At 44.0% G+C, this 16,445-nt stretch carries 13 protein-coding genes, 1 pseudogene and 1 riboswitch; of the genes and pseudogenes, 13 read left to right on the forward strand and 1 reads right to left on the reverse strand.

Going from position 1 to position 16,445, the window contains the following annotated elements; all coding sequences use genetic code 11:
* Window positions 1-15 precede the first annotated feature (15 nt).
* The 3 genes from HUS26_RS17210 (at window position 16) to HUS26_RS17220 (ending at window position 3,303) form a co-directional block, all read left to right on the forward strand.
* The gene (locus tag HUS26_RS17210) at window positions 16-879 is read left to right on the forward strand and encodes a ribokinase (RefSeq protein ID WP_173918267.1); all 864 of its coding nucleotides are present in this window, start codon (window positions 16-18) and stop codon (window positions 877-879) included.
* Between the two features lie 60 nt (window positions 880-939).
* Window positions 940-1,048, forward strand: a riboswitch (SAM riboswitch).
* A 52-nt stretch (window positions 1,049-1,100) separates the two neighbouring features.
* Complete coding sequence (locus tag HUS26_RS17215; RefSeq protein ID WP_173918268.1) at window positions 1,101-2,234, forward strand: 5-methyltetrahydropteroyltriglutamate--homocysteine S-methyltransferase; 1,134 nt, start codon at window positions 1,101-1,103, stop codon at window positions 2,232-2,234.
* Window positions 2,235-2,283: 49 nt separating this feature from the next.
* Window positions 2,284-3,303, forward strand: coding sequence for a HEAT repeat domain-containing protein (locus tag HUS26_RS17220; RefSeq protein WP_173918269.1), 1,020 nt, complete (start codon window positions 2,284-2,286; stop codon window positions 3,301-3,303).
* Window positions 3,304-3,359: 56 nt separating this feature from the next.
* On the opposite strand, the gene HUS26_RS17225 is transcribed toward HUS26_RS17220, so the two are convergent.
* Entirely contained in the window at window positions 3,360-3,905 is a 546-nt protein-coding gene (locus HUS26_RS17225; protein ID WP_173918270.1) for a flavodoxin family protein, read from the reverse strand.
* 290 nt (window positions 3,906-4,195) lie between these two features.
* Between HUS26_RS17225 and HUS26_RS17230 the strand changes: the two are divergent.
* The 10 genes and pseudogenes from HUS26_RS17230 to HUS26_RS17275 form a co-directional block, all read left to right on the forward strand.
* Window positions 4,196-4,804 (forward strand): annotated as a pseudogene (locus HUS26_RS17230) (ATP-binding cassette domain-containing protein); the annotation flags it as partial.
* Window positions 4,801-6,210 (forward strand): hypothetical protein, encoded by a 1,410-nt coding sequence (locus HUS26_RS17235; RefSeq protein ID WP_173918272.1) that lies wholly within the window; start codon window positions 4,801-4,803, stop codon window positions 6,208-6,210. The pseudogene HUS26_RS17230 and the gene HUS26_RS17235, both read left to right, overlap by 4 nt.
* 373 nt (window positions 6,211-6,583) lie before the next feature.
* Entirely contained in the window at window positions 6,584-7,849 is a 1,266-nt protein-coding gene (pgsB, locus tag HUS26_RS17240; protein WP_254434306.1) for a poly-gamma-glutamate synthase PgsB, read from the forward strand.
* A 21-nt stretch (window positions 7,850-7,870) separates the two neighbouring features.
* A complete protein-coding gene (pgsC, locus tag HUS26_RS17245; RefSeq protein WP_173918274.1) occupies window positions 7,871-8,320 on the forward strand; it encodes a poly-gamma-glutamate biosynthesis protein PgsC in 450 nt (149 codons plus the stop codon).
* A gap of 12 nt (window positions 8,321-8,332) precedes the next feature.
* Complete coding sequence (locus HUS26_RS17250) at window positions 8,333-9,601, forward strand: CapA family protein (protein ID WP_173918275.1); 1,269 nt, start codon at window positions 8,333-8,335, stop codon at window positions 9,599-9,601.
* Entirely contained in the window at window positions 9,598-11,439 is a 1,842-nt protein-coding gene (locus HUS26_RS17255) for a gamma-glutamyltransferase family protein (RefSeq protein WP_173918276.1), read from the forward strand. The genes HUS26_RS17250 and HUS26_RS17255 overlap by 4 nt, the downstream gene beginning before the upstream one ends.
* Before the next feature lie 273 nt (window positions 11,440-11,712).
* Complete coding sequence (gene murQ, locus HUS26_RS17260; protein WP_173918277.1) at window positions 11,713-12,627, forward strand: N-acetylmuramic acid 6-phosphate etherase; 915 nt, start codon at window positions 11,713-11,715, stop codon at window positions 12,625-12,627.
* Window positions 12,628-12,777: 150 nt separating this feature from the next.
* Window positions 12,778-14,094, forward strand: coding sequence for an ABC transporter substrate-binding protein (locus HUS26_RS17265; RefSeq protein ID WP_173918894.1), 1,317 nt, complete (start codon window positions 12,778-12,780; stop codon window positions 14,092-14,094).
* A 74-nt stretch (window positions 14,095-14,168) separates the two neighbouring features.
* A complete protein-coding gene (locus HUS26_RS17270; protein WP_173918278.1) occupies window positions 14,169-15,062 on the forward strand; it encodes a carbohydrate ABC transporter permease in 894 nt (297 codons plus the stop codon).
* 17 nt (window positions 15,063-15,079) lie between these two features.
* Window positions 15,080-15,928, forward strand: a complete 849-nt coding sequence (locus HUS26_RS17275; RefSeq protein ID WP_173918279.1) for a carbohydrate ABC transporter permease — start codon at window positions 15,080-15,082, stop codon at window positions 15,926-15,928.
* Window positions 15,929-16,445 lie beyond the last annotated feature (517 nt).

Below are 16,445 nucleotides of genomic sequence, written 5' to 3' on the forward strand. Positions count from 1 at the left end.
TGGGAGGTCAGTTGTATGAAACAGCCGGTCATTACAGTAATAGGAAGCCTTAACATGGATCTCCTGACGACGATTTCGAGGCTTCCTGATCAAGGCGAAACCAATTTCGGAGAATCTTTTTACATGAAGCCTGGCGGGAAAGGGGCCAATCAGGCTGTAGCAGCCGCACGTCTTGGCGCAAAGGTTTCTCTAATTGGAAAAGTCGGAAACGATTCAATAGGGGTAGAACTGATCCAGCATATGAAGCGTGAGAACGTTGATACGGGGCATATCGGAATTTCAAAAACAAAGGCAACGGGTGTCGCGAACATATTAATTAATGAAAGCGACAACCGCATTATGGTCGTATCCGGAGCGAACCAGGAAGTAACGCCAGATTATGCAGAGTCCTGTAAAGAAACGCTTCTGGCAAGTGATGTCGTCCTCAGCCAGCTGGAGGTTCCAGTGGAAACCGTTGAATGGGCAGCGGATTTTTGCCATAAAAACGAGATACCGTTTGTTTTGAACCCTGCTCCTGCTGTTCCTCTGTCCGCTTCCGTCTGGGAAAAGTGCAGTTACATTACCCCAAACGAGCTGGAAGCTGCGCTGTTATTTCAAGAGCCGTCGTTTAGCGATCAGCTGATTACAACATTAGGTCCGCTTGGGGCTAAATATAAGACACTGTTTATTCCGGGATATCCGGCTGAAGTAGTGGATACAACAGGCGCGGGCGATACGTTTAACGGGGCACTGGCTTTTTCGTTAGGTGTACGACTCTCGGTGGAGCAGGCGATCGCTTTTGCGAATGCGGCGGCTTCCTTTACAGTAGAGAAACTGGGGGCCCAGGCAGGCATGCCGACATATGAAAAAGTCGAGGAGCGCATGGGACTTAACGCCTAAACGTCTCATTTTCCTTTTATTTACCAAAAAAAATTGATACGATATCAACTACAATTTAATTTCTTATCAAGAGAGGTCGAGGGTATGGCCCGCAGACACCTCAGCAACCTGTGTTTTCTTAACGCAAGGTGCTAATTCCACCAAGCTGTCCAGGCTTGGAAGATAAGAAGAGCCACATGTTACATAAAGCCGTCTCTTCTTATTATAGAAGAGATTTTTTTATGGAAAATTATAAAGAGGAGAGGATACAAGTGATAAAAACAAATCAGGCTCCATTTAAAGCAGATCATGTCGGAAGCCTCCTTCGCCCGCAGCGGATTAAGGAAGCAAGACTGCAAAAGGAAAAAGGGAAAATTTCTGCCATAGAATTACGTAATATAGAAGATGAAGAAATTACTAAGCTTGTGGAAAAGCAGAAGAAAGCCGGACTTCGGTCCATCACAGACGGCGACTTGCGCCGGTCCTGGTGGCACTTTGACTTCCTCGAAGGATTGAAAGGAGTAGAAGGATTTAAACCAGAAGAAGGAATTCAGTTTAAAGGGGTGCAGACAAAAGCCCACTCTGTCCGAGTCTTGGATAAAGTAGACTTTGACCAGCATCCGATGCTTGATGATTATAAATTTCTTCATTCCATTGTCGGACCTGATCACGTGGCGAAGTTTACAATTCCAAGCCCAAACATGCTGTTCTTTAGAGGGGATATCAATCCTGAGATTTATCCGGATGAAGCCTCCCTGTTAAAAGATCTCACGCAGGCTTACCAAAAAGCGATTCAGGCTTTTTACGATGAAGGATGCCGCTATTTACAGCTGGACGATACCTCCTGGGCTGTCTTTTTCTCCGAAGAAGGCCGGCAGAAAATTAAAGAGCGCGGCCATGAGCCTGAACAGCTTCGCCGGCTTTTCATTCAGGCAATTAATCATTCCATCGCCGGCCGACCGGACGATATGGTCATCACGATGCATATTTGCCGCGGTAATTTCCGCTCGACTTATACCGCATCCGGAGGCTATGACACGATTGCAGAAACTCTGTTTAACGAACTTAATGTCGATGGGCTTTTCTTAGAGTACGATACAGAACGTTCAGGCGGGTTACAGCCTCTAAGACAGCTTAAGCGCAAAGATTTGAAAATCGTGCTCGGGTTTATTACTTCTAAGTTTCCTGAGCTCGAAGATAAGGAGAAAATAAAAGCAAGCTTGGAGGAAGCGGCTAAGCTGGTTCCAAAAGAGCAGCTATGTTTAAGTCCTCAATGTGGATTTGCATCTACAGAAGAAGGGAATATTATAACGGAAGAGGAGCAGTGGGCGAAGCTCCGTCACGTCGTTGAAATTGCCGAAGAAGTTTGGAATTAATTCGCTCAGGCAGCGGCAGCTTAGATAAAGTTGGATAGGAGTGAATGAGATGGATCCGTTTTTAAAGCGGGTGGAGCCTTACTTCAGTACAAATGACGAAACGGTTTTAAAAATCATCATGCGTGCTTTAAGCGACCATCCAGGGATTCCTGACCGTTTGACAGCCGAGAGCTTAAAAAGAAGCAGGCTGGAAGGTCAGTACCCTTATATATCTTCGTTAAATGGCGTCATTCTTGAAGAAGGTGCCATAGAAGAACTCATAAAGTGCCTACAAGATTTGCATCGAAAACATCTTTATCAGCCTCTGTTAGAAAAAATGGATGTGATGAGCCTCATTCAGCATAAAGAAGCCCTGCGTTTCTTTATAACAGAAGAGGCATGGAGCCATTACGAGAGAATTGCAAACTGTTCAGCGAAAGATGAACTTTACTCCATTTATTCAGAATTGATTCAAATGCTTGATAAGCGCTTTGACCAGAAAACGTTTCAGCTGGCTAAAACGACGGTCGATTATATAGTGAAAAAGGGGTGGCTCGACGGCGAGGAAGCAGTGGGCGAGTTAGAAGAATCCCTCAAAGCGGCATCTGATGGATTCCGTGCTATTCTAAATGCTTATATCCTCCGTCATTTCCCTGAAGACCGGTATGTGTATCCGCTGGTTAAGGCTTTAAAGGCGGGCGGAGCCCTTTTAAGTGAAGCCGCTGCAGAAACGCTTTGTGCCTATCAAACGAATGCAATCGTAGATGAAATCTATCCTCTTTGTAAGTCAGAGGATGAAATGCTGCCGCTGAGCATCCTGATAAAAACAAAAACTGAAGAAGCATTAGAAGCCCTTCGGCAGTTGTATTCGGAAACAAAAGATCTGGAGTATAGGGAAGCCATTGTTGAAGGAATGTGCCTCCATTTTTCCGAAGACTGCCTTCATGAAATCGAGGATTTTATAGAGCGGGGCCAGTTTACCGGATTAACCGATATGGATGATGTGACCTATGTTTATTATAAAGTCGTTGGCTTAGACAGCCTCAGCCTGCTGCTTTGGGAGGATCATGAAGAGCAGGAAAGCTCATAAAAGAGAAGGACGATTTAGAAATGTTCTAAATCGTCCTTTGAGTATGTTATGAAAAATTAATAATTGCTCATTTTTTCTTTTAAAACAGAAGCTGTGTGCAAGGCCGCTTTATCGTTATGAATCTCTCCCGGCTTATTGGCTTCCCCTAATATGTATCCATTTAATGTGGTACCGAAAAATTGCAGAATATATTCAAACTGCTGAATGAGCGGAAGCCCCTTTACAGAAGGCTGATCGCCGCCGACTGCAATAACGTAAACGTACTTGGATTTCATCCGGTCTTTAAAGTCTTTATATTTCTCTTCTCTGATCGACTGCGAAAAACGGTCAATAAAGGTTTTCATGATACACGTCATGCTGTACCAGTAAATCGGTGTCGCAAAAATAAGCACCTCATGCTCCAGGATCTGATCAAAAATCCCACTGAAATCATCTGAGACGTCCTGGAAGCCTTCCTTCGAATGACGTGCATCCTGAATCGGCTGGATCTGTGAATCTCTTAAATAAATATGAGTGGTCTCATTCTCAGGGACAGATAATTTAGCAAGAGCCTCGGTGTTCCCATTTTGCCTGGTCGATCCATGAATAACCAAAATGTTCATAGTACTCCCTCCTTTGACTAGATATTAATACCATATACTAAGTTTTAATAAATGGGTACCAGGTGCCAGGAGAAAAAGAAAAAAGTTTTTGAAACTGGGACTGGAAAAATGAGAAAAATATTCTTTCCTCTTCTGCCATGAAACCATAGGATGTTTTCAAGCGTATTATAAGAAAACTTATGACGGAGGAAATAAAAATGAGCGATCAATCCGTGCTCCGCGTCAATCAGTGCACCGTCAATATCCGGGAGCAGCCATTTCTTACTGACATCACATTTGAAGTTCCAAAAGGAATAATCACGGCCCTTGTCGGCCATAACGGGGCAGGGAAATCTACATTAATGAAAACAATTATTGGCAGTCTTGAACGCACCGAGGGAAGTATCCAGATCGCTGGCATCGACCAGGATGAAAACTATTCAGACTATAAATATCAGTTCAGCTATATCCCGGAAGAACCCCTTCTTCTGTCTGAACTGACGGTGTTTCAGCACTTTCAGCTTTATCAAAAGAGCTATGATATCCCGGACGAAGTTTTCATTCCCCGTGCCAATAAATACGCAGAAGCTTTTGAGCTCATGGACAAACTCGATGAATACCCAGAGTCTTTATCAAAAGGAATGAGGCAGAAGGCGCAGACGATTTGTGCGCTGCTTCCTGATGCACCGCTCCTTTTAATTGACGAACCCTTCATTGGCTTGGATATTTACGCAGGCGCCTATCTCATTGAAGTCCTTCAGGAAAGAAAAGCAGCAGGAACGAGTATATTGCTGACGACGCACCAGCTGGAAAAGGTGCGTGATCTTGCCGATGAATTTGTCATGCTGAATAGCGGGGCCGTCTCTCAAGCAGGCGCCATTGAGCAATTTGAAACGCTCGATCGGAGGGAATCCCGATGAACCTTTCGACATGGGAGGTGTACAGGTGGGTACGCGGCCAGCGTTTTAAAAAAAAGTTCAAGTTATATAAACAGGCGTTTCTCGTCACTTTGGATTGGACAATTTTAATCTATATGTTGATCTTCAGTGCTGCTTTCCTTTTCATGCTGGCTGACTGGCTGAAACAGTTCATGCCGCTTGTGGAAAGCTGGCAGATGAATGTTGAGCAATGGCTCTGGATTCTGCCTTCTGCTTTATTGGTGAAAGCCGTTTTACAATCATTTCTTCACTCAGGCTTAGCTTTTACAACGTCTGAATTAAAGCTCAGCATGCTCCCTCATACGAGAAAGGACCTGCTCTGGCAGATGGCTTTAGAACGAGGGGGGTGGCAGCTGCTCGGTATGTTTGGGCTGGCTTTTACCGTCGCTGTTCTCACGCCCTTTACTTTTCCATTTGCGTTCCGCCTGGCCGCCATTTACTGTCTCTTTTTCACATTGACGATCGTGATCCAGTGGAAATTGTATTCAGTATCTAAGTGGAAGAAGCTTATGTGGATGATCTTTGTCATTGCTTCGGTTGCTGGAATTCGCGGATTGACCGGATATTTCGAGTGGAATCAATCTTTTGCCGGCTTGAGTTTAGGCCTGATTCTCTTAGGAGTAAATGTCTGCCTGCTTCCGTATCTTCTCCATCAAGTGGACTGGGGGCGTGTGGTTGAGGTGAATGATGCGCGCGTATGGAATATTCGTTTGGTCAGTCAGATGACAAAGGTGGAAATTAAGCCGCCGAAAAGATACGGGATTGTGCAGACTTATTTTAGAAGAAAGCGGGCCAGGCAAAGGTTTAACCAGGTTTCTCAGCTTTATCACCGGTTGTGGCGTCATTATTTTCTTCAGAACTTCGGTTACGTGTGGAAAACGATGGGCGTGTGTATCCTCGTCTTAGGAATTCTTCCATATCAGGCTTCGTGGATCATATATATCGCCGCCCCCATTGCCTTATTTGTTTACGTCGAGGTTGCTGCCAGCTTATACATTGACCAGTTTAATGCCCAGCCTTTATTAGCGGTTATTCCCATTGAAGAAGAAGGCTGGCAGGAAAGCTTCTTTCACTGGGGTGCCTGGGGACTTGTGCCTTTGATCGTTGTCTTTTTTATAACGGCGTGGATCACTGGGGGTAGCACGCTGTTTCTGGTCATCCAGACAGGATGTGCAGCCGCCTGGGGATTGATTGACTTTAAGCAGCAGTTGAAGGAGAGAACCCGGGTTTTTCTTAGAAAAAGAGTAAATCAGCAAGACTGGCTGCGCCTGACGGGTTATGTATTTCTAGGCCTTGGCCTCTATTTTCCTCCAGCGCTGCTGGGATTATTTTTGCCGATGTGGATGAATCGAAAAATAAATCTCATGTTTCTTCGCCCCAAGGTTTAGATTTAGGTTTTATTAATCGATAGAGTCGATGTTATACAGAAAAAACAAGGGAACCTGCGAAACTCCTGCGGAAAAACTAGCCGGCCCCCATATTCTATGGAGCCGTTTGAAAGCGAGGAAGGTTTCCTTTTTTTCGTAGAAAGAAATAAATATTTCTAAAATAATTCCTCTAAACACTGACATAATCTGCTAACAACCGACACAAAAATTTGATCACGATGGAATATTATATGGTTGAAAAATAAAAGATTGTAAAATTAGTAATTAGGGTAAGAGATATTATGTTACGATAAAAATCGGGAAAAAAGTTCTATTTTTAATATTTTTGTAGGAAATTTAACAATTTACAGGGGGACAACCTATGAGTGAATTAATATATCTGATGATCTTTGCGGTGTTGGTCGTTGTGTTAGGGTTGCGGGAGAGACAGTCACTGGACCGCCGGTTAAAAAGGATTCCCACCCGGATTCTAGTTAATGGTATCCGTGGGAAATCAACGGTTACCAGACTCGTAATGGGGATTTTAAAAGAAAACGGCGATAGAGTAGTAGGTAAGACCACCGGAACCTCTGCACGTATGTTTTATTGGGATCAGGAAGAAGAGGAACCAATTGTCAGAAGCCTTCAAGGTCCGAACATCAGTGAGCAGATGCATATGGTCAAAAAGGTTGTAAAGAAAAGAGCGGACGCCTTCGTCAGTGAATGTATGGCGGTTAATCCAACTTACCAGGAGGTGTTTCAGAAAAGGCTCGTGAAATCAAACATTACAATTATCACCAATGTGATTGAAGACCACCTCGATGTCATGGGTCCTACATTAGACGACATCGCACGAGCGTTTAGTTCTACCATTCCGTATAATGGATATGTCGTTATACCAGAAACACCTTACCAGTCATATTTTGAAAAGATTGCTGAAAGTCGGGGCAGTCAAGTGGTTGTCGCTGATGAAAGTCTGATAGATGAAGATTATTTGAAAAAGTTTCCGTTTATGATCTTCCCGCAGAATGCAGCCTTAGCTTTAGCTGTAGCGGACATATTAAAAATAGATCGAGACACGGCTCTTCAGGGAATGCTGACGGCGCCGGTTGATCCGGGGGCAATGCGGGTTCACCATTTAGGCGATCCACATGCGCCTAAATACTTTTTCAATGGATTTGCGGCTAATGATGTTACATCGACTCTTAATATCTGGGAACGGGTTAAAGATTTAGGTTATCCAATGGATGACGTCACGGTTATCGTGAACTGCCGTCATGACCGGGTAGAGAGAACGATTGAATTTGCTGAAAAAGTGCTGCCGAAATTGGATATCGATCGTCTTGTCCTAATTGGACGGGAGGTTCACCCGATTTTGACAGCTTATGATGAAGGGAAAATTTTAGCAAGATATCTGGTAAACCTGGAAAAACAGCCGATAGAAGAAGCCTTGGAATATATCGAAGGCTTGCCTGCTCATGCCGTCATTTATGGCATTGGAAACATTCACGGGGGCGGGGACGAGCTGGCAGAAGCGATGGAAGCCAGAGAGAGCTCGCCTGCTCAAATCAAAGAAGTATACAAAGAGGAAGAGAAGAAAGAGAAATACTCTTACTCCGCGACTGGGGCTGAAAACAGCTTTCAGGCAAATAAGTATTAGAATAAAGGGGTTGGACGTACAGTGTTCGGTACGGATTTATATATAGCCATTGTTATTGGGGTTTTATTAAGTTTGTTATATGCAGAAAAAACAGGCATTGTCCCGGCAGGATTAGTTGTCCCTGGGTATATTGCCTTAATTTTTGACCAGGTTATGTATGTGCTTGTCGTAGCTTTAATCAGTTTGATTACATATCTGCTGGTGACACAGGTGCTTTCAAGATTTACAGTTTTATACGGACGGAGAAAGTTCGCAGCTATGCTGACAGTAGGGGTTCTGCTTAAGATGTCTATGGACTATCTCTACCCATTGACCCCGTTTCCGGTGATGGAGCTCAGGGGTATCGGGGTTATCGTGCCCGGACTGATTGCCAACTCCATTCAAAAGCAGGGCGTCATTCCTACGTTTAGTTCTACTTTTGTGATTGCCTTCTTTACGTTTGTATGTATTACGGTCTATCACTTGATCTAGGGGAGTTTACTTATGAAAGAAACAAAATTGAAGTCATTCATGCAGGTGTGGATTAAAAAGCACCAGCAGAGAGCAGTCCCGCATTCTATTATTCTGGCGGTGCTCTTAGCGATTCCATTCTTTGCCCATGCAAAAATCGATGAATCTGATCCGCCATCTAATACAAGACCTGATAATGTAGATTACCGTGTTTCAATGGTCGGAGATATGATGCTTGGGCGCCACGTGCAGGAGGCAGCGGACAGAAGCGGTGAGCCGATCAGCCGTGTTTTTGAATATGTAAAGCCATATTTTCAAGAATCAGATTATTCTACAGGAAACTTTGAAAATCCTATTATTGATTCTTCTAATCCGAAAATAGAAAGCCAGATGGAGGATTATGAGCTTCATAATAAAGATATCCACCTCTATGCTGAAAAGGGAGCAGAGCAGGCGGTCGTGGATGCAGGTTTTGATTCAGTCAACATGGCTAACAACCATACGATGGATTATGGCAGCCTGTCGTTAACGGAAACCTTAAAGCATATGAGTGATGTTGATCTTGATTTACTTGGGATCGGGGAAGTACTGGATTCCGGTGAAGCCCGGGGTGATGTGGAAAATCCTGAGAGTATGCAAGAGGAAGATGTAAAGGATGCCGGTGAAATCAATTATTTTGATATCAACGAGAATTACACAGCAGCTATTCTTGGATTTACAGATGTCTACGTAAGCGGGTACAGTGCCGGAGATTATGTAGGCGGTGTACTGACCAATGATGGGTTAAATGTTCTTCAAGATAGAATTAGAGAAGCGAAGGAACAAGCTGATATCGTTATCGTTCATGCTCACTGGGGCGACGAATATCAAGTAGGATCCAACCGACAGCAGGAAAATTTAGCCTGGCTGATGACAGACATAGGGGCGGATATTATTATCGGCCACCATTCCCACGTGCTTGAACCGGTGAGTATTGTGAAAACAGCGAATAACACCTCTCTTGTCATGAACAGTTTAGGGAATTTCGTTTTTGACCAGGGGTGGTCCCGTACAAAGGAATCGGCACTGGCCCAGCTTGATTTCCTTCAGGATGGAAGCGTTGATCTATCCTTTATTCCAATGCAAATTTCAGATACTAGGCCAAGAGAGACATCAGGAATATTAAAACCATATCGTGATTACAGAATATACCGCACACTGCGAAAGGAATTAGATAAAGACCTGTGGCGTGTAGAAGACGGCCGCTTGAAAATTGACGTTGAGAAAGCAGGCGTGCTTGACTACCGGGGGTCTGCATCATGAAGAACTATAAGAACTATTTAAGAATTACTAACATTACAGCGATCCTTGTTTTTATTGGCTTAGTGGCGTGGAATTATTATTTTGAAGATGAATTTGATGCCTTCCGTGAACCTTATCAGGATCAGCAGGCTTCAGAAACTATTGAAGTCAATACAGAGGATGAGAACGCATTTGTCTACGGGGTAAGTGCCCTGCATCCTCTTGCTGTTGAGGCAGGAATGGAAGTATTAAATAATGGCGGAAATGCCGCTGAAGCAGCTATTGCCGTTTCCTTTACATTAGGTGTAGTAGAGCCTTACGGTTCAGGAATCGGCGGCGGCGGCCAGATGATTGTTCATGAACCTGGAAAAAAAGCCATGACATATGACTACCGCGAAGCAGCTCCCGTCAGCGGCTCCTGGCCTGAACGGGGAGTGGCAATTCCTGGTTTTGTAAAAGGAATGGAAGCCCTCTATGAAGATTATGGCGAAAATGTAGAATGGGAAAGCTTACTGGATCAGGCGATTACTTACGGTGAAGAAGGATTCTCGGTTGGACGAATCTTTAACGAACAAATTCAGAGCTCAAACCGTTATCTGCAAATGCCTCCTGAACAAAGGGAATTGTACTATCCGCAGGGGCAGCCAATCCCGATGAATGAAACACTCGTTCAAAAGGAATTAGCTGAAACCTTAAAGGTCATACAGCAGCAAGGAGCCGACGGATTCTATGGCGGAGAGCTCGGTGCTCAATTAACAGCTGAACTTGGCCTTCAGGAAGGAGACTTGGCTTCCTATGAAGTAGCCAGAAGAGAAGCGCCGTCTGGAACATTTAAAGGACAAACCGTATATGCCGGGTCTTCACCGACTTCAGGGATTATTGTCATCCAGGCGCTGAAAATGATGGAGCACTTAGAAGGAAATCTGGATCAGGTCATTAAACAAGAGTTTGCGGATCAAAACGGCCAGATCCCTGCCTTCCTGCAGGATGGACTGCCGGAAGATATGGAAGATTTAGTGAACAACCCTAAATGGAAGCCAGTATATATCCATCTAATCAACAAAATGTCTGATGCGGTCTACTCAGATCGAGTCGATACACTGGGTGACCCACAGTTTGTAAATGTAGATCAGCAGGAGCTGACGTCTGATGCCTATGTGGAAAGTCTTTTCCAGGAAGAGTTTCAGAATGGTGACGGATTGACTAGCTCCAATGACTGGTTTAGCAGTCCAAATGATTACAGTGATTCACGCAACACTACACACTTTGTAGTTGTAGATAAAGACGGCATGATGGCATCGGCAACGAACTCATTAGGGGAGTTCTTCGGTTCCGGCCGCTATTCGAACGGCTTTTTCTGGAATAACCAGCTGAATAACTTCGATACCGCAGAAGGATCGATGAACGAATACCAGCCTGGCAAACGTCCGCGTTCTTTCGTTTCTCCGATGATATTCGAGGAAGATGGAGAAGCTGTGTTAGGACTGGGATCTCCTGGCGGCTCCAGAATCCCGGCTATGCTTTTCCAAACTATACTTCAGTATGAATATGGATTAGATGATAATAATGAAAAGCTGACGCTGCAGGATGCGATTATGAGATCACGCTTCTATACAGAAGATAACGTCGTTCATTTAGAAAACATGATCGCTCCTGAATCTGTAGAGATTTTGCGGAGTGAATTAAATTATTCAGTTATTGAACACAATTCCCCGCTTTTCTATGGTGGAATTCAGGGCCTCGGCCTTCGAACTGAGGGTAGTGTGCAGGAAATGTACGGCGGCGGCGACCGCAGACGTTTGGGTACATGGCAGATTGCCGATCAGGAAGGCCTTGTAGAAAACGAAACCGATCAATAAAAGAAGCTGTAAAAGACTGTCGAGTAACTCTCGACAGTCTTTTTTTGAGTTGATAGAAACTTTTAATGCTTTATTTTTAACATTTTGAAATAAAATTTCTAAACAATAAACATTTTATTGACAAAATAGTTCAAAGGAAATATGATGAAGGCAGTCATATAATTGTCATAATTTTAGAAAATTAAAATTAAAGCGTTTACAAAGAAACTTCTAATCTATTTATCTTCCACATATGAATTCATAGATATTAAAGGTAAGGAGAAGATCGGGCTCATGGAGTTATCGAAGTTAACGACGGAACAACGAAACAAGAATAGTTATGGTCTAGACCAAATGACAATCATGGAAGCCTTACATACGATCAACAATGAAGATAAAAAAGTAGCCGAAGCCGTAGAAGCTGTCCTTCCTAAGATTAATACATCGATTGAGCGAATCTATGAATCTTTAGCTGATGGGGGACGGTTGTTTTATGTGGGAGCAGGCACGAGTGGAAGATTAGGGGTTCTCGATGCTTCTGAATGTCCTCCTACCTTTATGACACCGCCCGACATGGTTCAGGCTGTGATGGCCGGCGGAAGTGATGCTTTCTTTAACGCAGCTGAAGGGTCTGAAGATAATGAGAGCCAGGGAGCGGCTGATTTAAAAGCACGCCGGCTTAAGGCGGGCGATGTTGTCGTTGGGATTACTGCGAGCGGCCGCACCCCTTACCCTATAGGTGCATTAAAATATGCAAAACAAATCGGAGCCTATTCGATCTCATTGTCCTGTAATGAAAAGTCACTGATCAGCCAGTATGCTGACTGTGACATCGAAGTAGTCGTAGGGCCCGAAGTTTTGACGGGGTCTACCCGGATGAAAGCCGCTACCGCCCATAAGATGATACTTAATATGATTAGCACTACAACGATGATTCAGCTTGGAAAAGTGCACGAGAACCTCATGGTAGATGTTCACGCCAGCAACTATAAATTGTTGGAGCGGGCAAAGCGGACGATCATGGAGATTACAAACGCAAGTTATGATCAAGCAGAAAAAACGCTGACCCAAACCAATAATGCCGTGAAGCCGGCTGTTGTTATGATCGAAACAGGAGCAAGCTGTGAAGAAGCTGAGCGGGCGATTAAAGAATCCAAAGGGTATGTAAGAGAAGCGATTGCCATGATTTTAAAACAGCAGCGCACATAGCTCTGTTAAACGGTGGTGCTGAAATGCAACCGAGTATTTTATTCTTAGAAACTACATTAGTAGCCTGAAGCTATTGATGCGTTTCATATACTTAACAATTTTTAAAAAGGGGGAAGTAACTTGAAGAAGCTGTGTAAAGGGCCAATTGCGATGTTATGGACAGGCTTATTGATGCTGATTCTCGTTGTAGGCTGTTCATCTGATGAATCATCTTCGGAAGAGAGCGGAGGCAGTTCATCCGACGGGTCAGGAGAAGGGGGAGTCTCCGGAGAGCTTGAACTTCAATACTTTGTCGGCGGATATGGGGATTCCTGGTGGAAAGAAGTCATAGCAGATTTTCAGGAAGAATATCCGGATGTGTCTGTTGTAGAGCATGCTGGACCTAACATAAACGATGAAATGAGATCCCGCTGGGTTTCGGGCGATCCGCCTGATGTTGTGTACATCGACGGTGCAGGATCCAGTGAAACTCAGATGGTAGAAGACGGCCAGCTGATGAATCTGACTGACTGGGTAGAGGAGATCGAAGTTGATGGCGATCCGCTTATGGATAGCTTCCTTGTAGAACCGGCTACTTATGACGGTGACATTTACTCCCTGCCTTTAGTATTTGATACGTGGGGAACGTGGTACAACAAAAAAATGTTTGAAGAAAAAGGCTACGAAGTTCCAACTGACTTTGACAGCTTTATGAGTACAATGGGTGAAATTCAGGAAGGTGAAGATATCGCACCTTTCGTTACAACAGGACAGCATCCTTATTACTTCTTACGCGGTGTGCTTTACCCGGCATTTGGCGCAGCAGGTGGAGATGAGCTGCTTTCAGATGTTATTACGGGAGCTGAAGGTGCCTGGACGAGCGAGCCTGTTCTTGAAGTTATGAAAAAAGTAGAAGAAATGCAGAAAGCCGGCTATATTGATGACGGGTTTGGTGCTTTAAACCATACACAGTCTCAAATGGACTTCCTGCTTGGAGATAACGCGTTTATTCCTGTAGGCTTCTGGCTTCCAAATGAAATGAAGAATGATGTGCCGGAAGATTTCAGCTTTGGATTTATTCCTTCTCCTATGCAGAATGAAGGAGAGGCTTTCTCCATTGTGCCTGACCTGCGTCCGCTGGCGATTGCAGAAGGAGCTGAAAACCCTGAAGCTGCAAAAGCTTTCGTCGAGTTTGTTTTCTCAAGAGAATATGCCAAACTATTCTCTGAGCATACTGGGGCGATCATGAACTTAAATGGTGTAGATCTTGCTAAGAGTGAAGGGGTTCCTGACTACCTGATCGAAGCAAACAAAATGATCAACGACCCAGAACAAGTTCAATTGAATAACAAGCCTCACCCAATGAGTGCAGATCTTGAAGAGCCAATTAGTAATTCACTGGTATCTTTAATGCTCGGAAACATTACCGCTGAAGAATTCACTGAAGAAGCAGAGAAGGCAGCGGCCGAGTATCGTAACAGCAATTAGGTGACTGACGATATGGAATATAGGGGCACAGCCTTTATATTCCATATCTTATTTCATAAAGAAAGAGTGATTGGGTGGTACAGTCTAAAAAGCAAAAATACACTTTTTTAGCCTTTTGTTTAGTTCCGACGTTTGTTATGTTTTCGATTTTTACCCTTTATCCTTTGTTTAATGGGTTATATTCTTCCTTCTTTGATTGGTCTGGAGCCTCACAAGAAAAAACCTTCGTTGGATTTGATAATTACATACAGTTGCTTAACGACAGCATTATTCCCCGCACCATCTACCACGATTACTTTTTAGTAGCAACAAAGGTAGTAGGGATTATGGTACTTGCTCTCTTCTTTGCTGTAGCACTTACGCAGCTCAAGATAAAAGAAGCGCCTTTTTACCGGATTATTTTCTTCTTTCCTAATATTATGTCAGTGGTCGTTATCGGGATCTTATGGTCCTTTATCTATAACCCGAGTCTTGGATTAGTAAATTCAGGCTTGACAGCAATCGGCCTCGAAAGCTGGACGCGTCCGTGGCTTGGAAGCGAGGACTGGGCACTGCCAAGCTTGGTTCTTCCGTCTGTCTGGGCCGGGATCGGATTATTCATGCTTATGCTGATGGGCGGGATTGCAAACGTATCTAAAAGCTATTATGAAGCAGCTGAAATTGACGGTGCCAATGAATGGCAGCAATTCTGGAAGGTCACTCTGCCTCTCGTCTGGCCGCAAATTAAAATTTCTATTTTGTATATCGTTATTACTACACTGAATGGCTCTTTTATTATCGTTCAAGTTATGACCGGCGGGGGACCTAATAATTCCACTCACGTCATGGGCTCCTACTTGTACCAGCAGGCCTTTAAACAGTTTAATTTTGGTTATGGAGCAACGATTGGGGTTATGATCCTCATTCTGTCATTAATCACTGTTCTCATTTTGCAATTCTTTATGAGACGTGAGCGTGTGGAATACTAGTAAGGAGGGAAAGATCTGTGCATCGTAAACGAAGTGTCAGTCAAATACTCGGAAGGGCTGGAGTTCGGATCCCGTTAATTCTTTGGTCTCTTGCCGTTTTGTATCCAATTATATGGATGTTTATTGGTTCTTTTAAATCGAATGGTGAAATATATGCCAATCCCTGGGGGCTGCCGGAAGAATTTAAGCTCGATAACTTTATACAGGCATGGACGGAATTCAGCATTGATACGAGTGTCTTCAACAGCTTGATCGTTACTGTACTCGGAGCGCTGCTTACATTGGTGATGGCGATACCTACTGCCTATGCTATAGAGAGGATTCGGTTTAAAGGGAGCCAAGTTCTTTTTACCATATATGTCTCCGCTATGATGATTCCGATGGTGCTCGGGTGGATTCCACTGTTCTTCTTATTGCAGCAGTTTAACTTGCTCAACAATATTTACGGCCTGGCCATTGTCTATGCGGTAAGCCAGCTTCCCTTTACAATCTTTGTTCTTACGAGCTTTATGGGGACGATTCCTAAATCACTGGAAGAATCGGCCTCTATTGACGGCCTTTCTCCGTATGGCATCCTGTTAAAAATCATTACGCCTTTATCGATGTCGGGGATCATTACCGTCACTATTATGAATGCGATTCAGTTCTGGAATGAATATTTTATGGCGTTGATTTTCCTGCAGACAGAAGAGAATTATACGCTTGCTTTGGCTATCGATTATATCAGCAGCGAGGCGCAGTATACGAATGCATGGGGCACGCTTTTTGCGAGTCTCGTGATCGCTATAGTGCCGGTGATCATTTTATACGCAATCTTCCAGCAGCGAATTGCTAAAGGAATGACTGAAGGAGCAATTAAAGGTTAGTTTTTGCATGAATTCTATATCACCCAAATGAAAGAAAGCCGTTTTTGGCTTTCTTTTCTTTTGGCTTAAAAGGTTTGTTCCGCTTATGAAAAATGGAGCCAAGGGGTCTGGGAAATCACTCGCTTTCCGCAGGGAGCCGCCGAGCCACCTCGTTTCACATCGGGGGTCTCGCCCTTAGCTCTTTCACCCTGCAGGAGTCTCGCAATTTCCCAGCCCCCTTCACCAAGTTATTGAAAAACGGAACACCCAGATTCTTGTCTAAGGTTCTCTAATGGAAGAATAAGTTCCGTTACTCTAATCTTCATAAAGCCCAGGGGAAACGGTGAGACTCCAATGGGATAACAGAACAGGGTGAGATCCCGGATGGCTTTGCCCGAGGAAGGTCAGCGTTCGCCCATGGAAGCGATCCGTTTCCCTTGCCCTTTTCTCTAGTTAGATTGAACGGAACATTTTCTCCCTTTAGACACCAATATATTTCCTAACAGTATTTTATGAGTCAGTGAGAAGTTAGAGTAAA

Source organism: Halobacillus sp. Marseille-Q1614 (assembly GCF_902809865.1).
Classification (GTDB): Bacteria; Bacillota; Bacilli; order Bacillales; family Halobacillaceae; genus Halobacillus_A.

What these genes read in the sequence shown, in the direction of transcription:
- HUS26_RS17210 (WP_173918267.1), top strand. Translation starts at nt 16, where the DNA reads ATGAAACAGCCGGTCATTACAGTAATAGGAAGCCTTAACATGGATCTC.
- HUS26_RS17215 (WP_173918268.1), top strand. Translation starts at nt 1,101, where the DNA reads ATGGAAAATTATAAAGAGGAGAGGATACAAGTGATAAAAACAAATCAG.
- HUS26_RS17220 (WP_173918269.1), top strand. Translation starts at nt 2,284, where the DNA reads ATGGATCCGTTTTTAAAGCGGGTGGAGCCTTACTTCAGTACAAATGAC.
- HUS26_RS17225 (WP_173918270.1), bottom strand. Translation starts at nt 3,905, where the DNA reads ATGAACATTTTGGTTATTCATGGATCGACCAGGCAAAATGGGAACACC.
- HUS26_RS17235 (WP_173918272.1), top strand. Translation starts at nt 4,801, where the DNA reads ATGAACCTTTCGACATGGGAGGTGTACAGGTGGGTACGCGGCCAGCGT.
- HUS26_RS17250 (WP_173918275.1), top strand. Translation starts at nt 8,333, where the DNA reads ATGAAAGAAACAAAATTGAAGTCATTCATGCAGGTGTGGATTAAAAAG.
- HUS26_RS17255 (WP_173918276.1), top strand. Translation starts at nt 9,598, where the DNA reads ATGAAGAACTATAAGAACTATTTAAGAATTACTAACATTACAGCGATC.
- murQ (WP_173918277.1), top strand. Translation starts at nt 11,713, where the DNA reads ATGGAGTTATCGAAGTTAACGACGGAACAACGAAACAAGAATAGTTAT.
- HUS26_RS17265 (WP_173918894.1), top strand. Translation starts at nt 12,778, where the DNA reads ATGTTATGGACAGGCTTATTGATGCTGATTCTCGTTGTAGGCTGTTCA.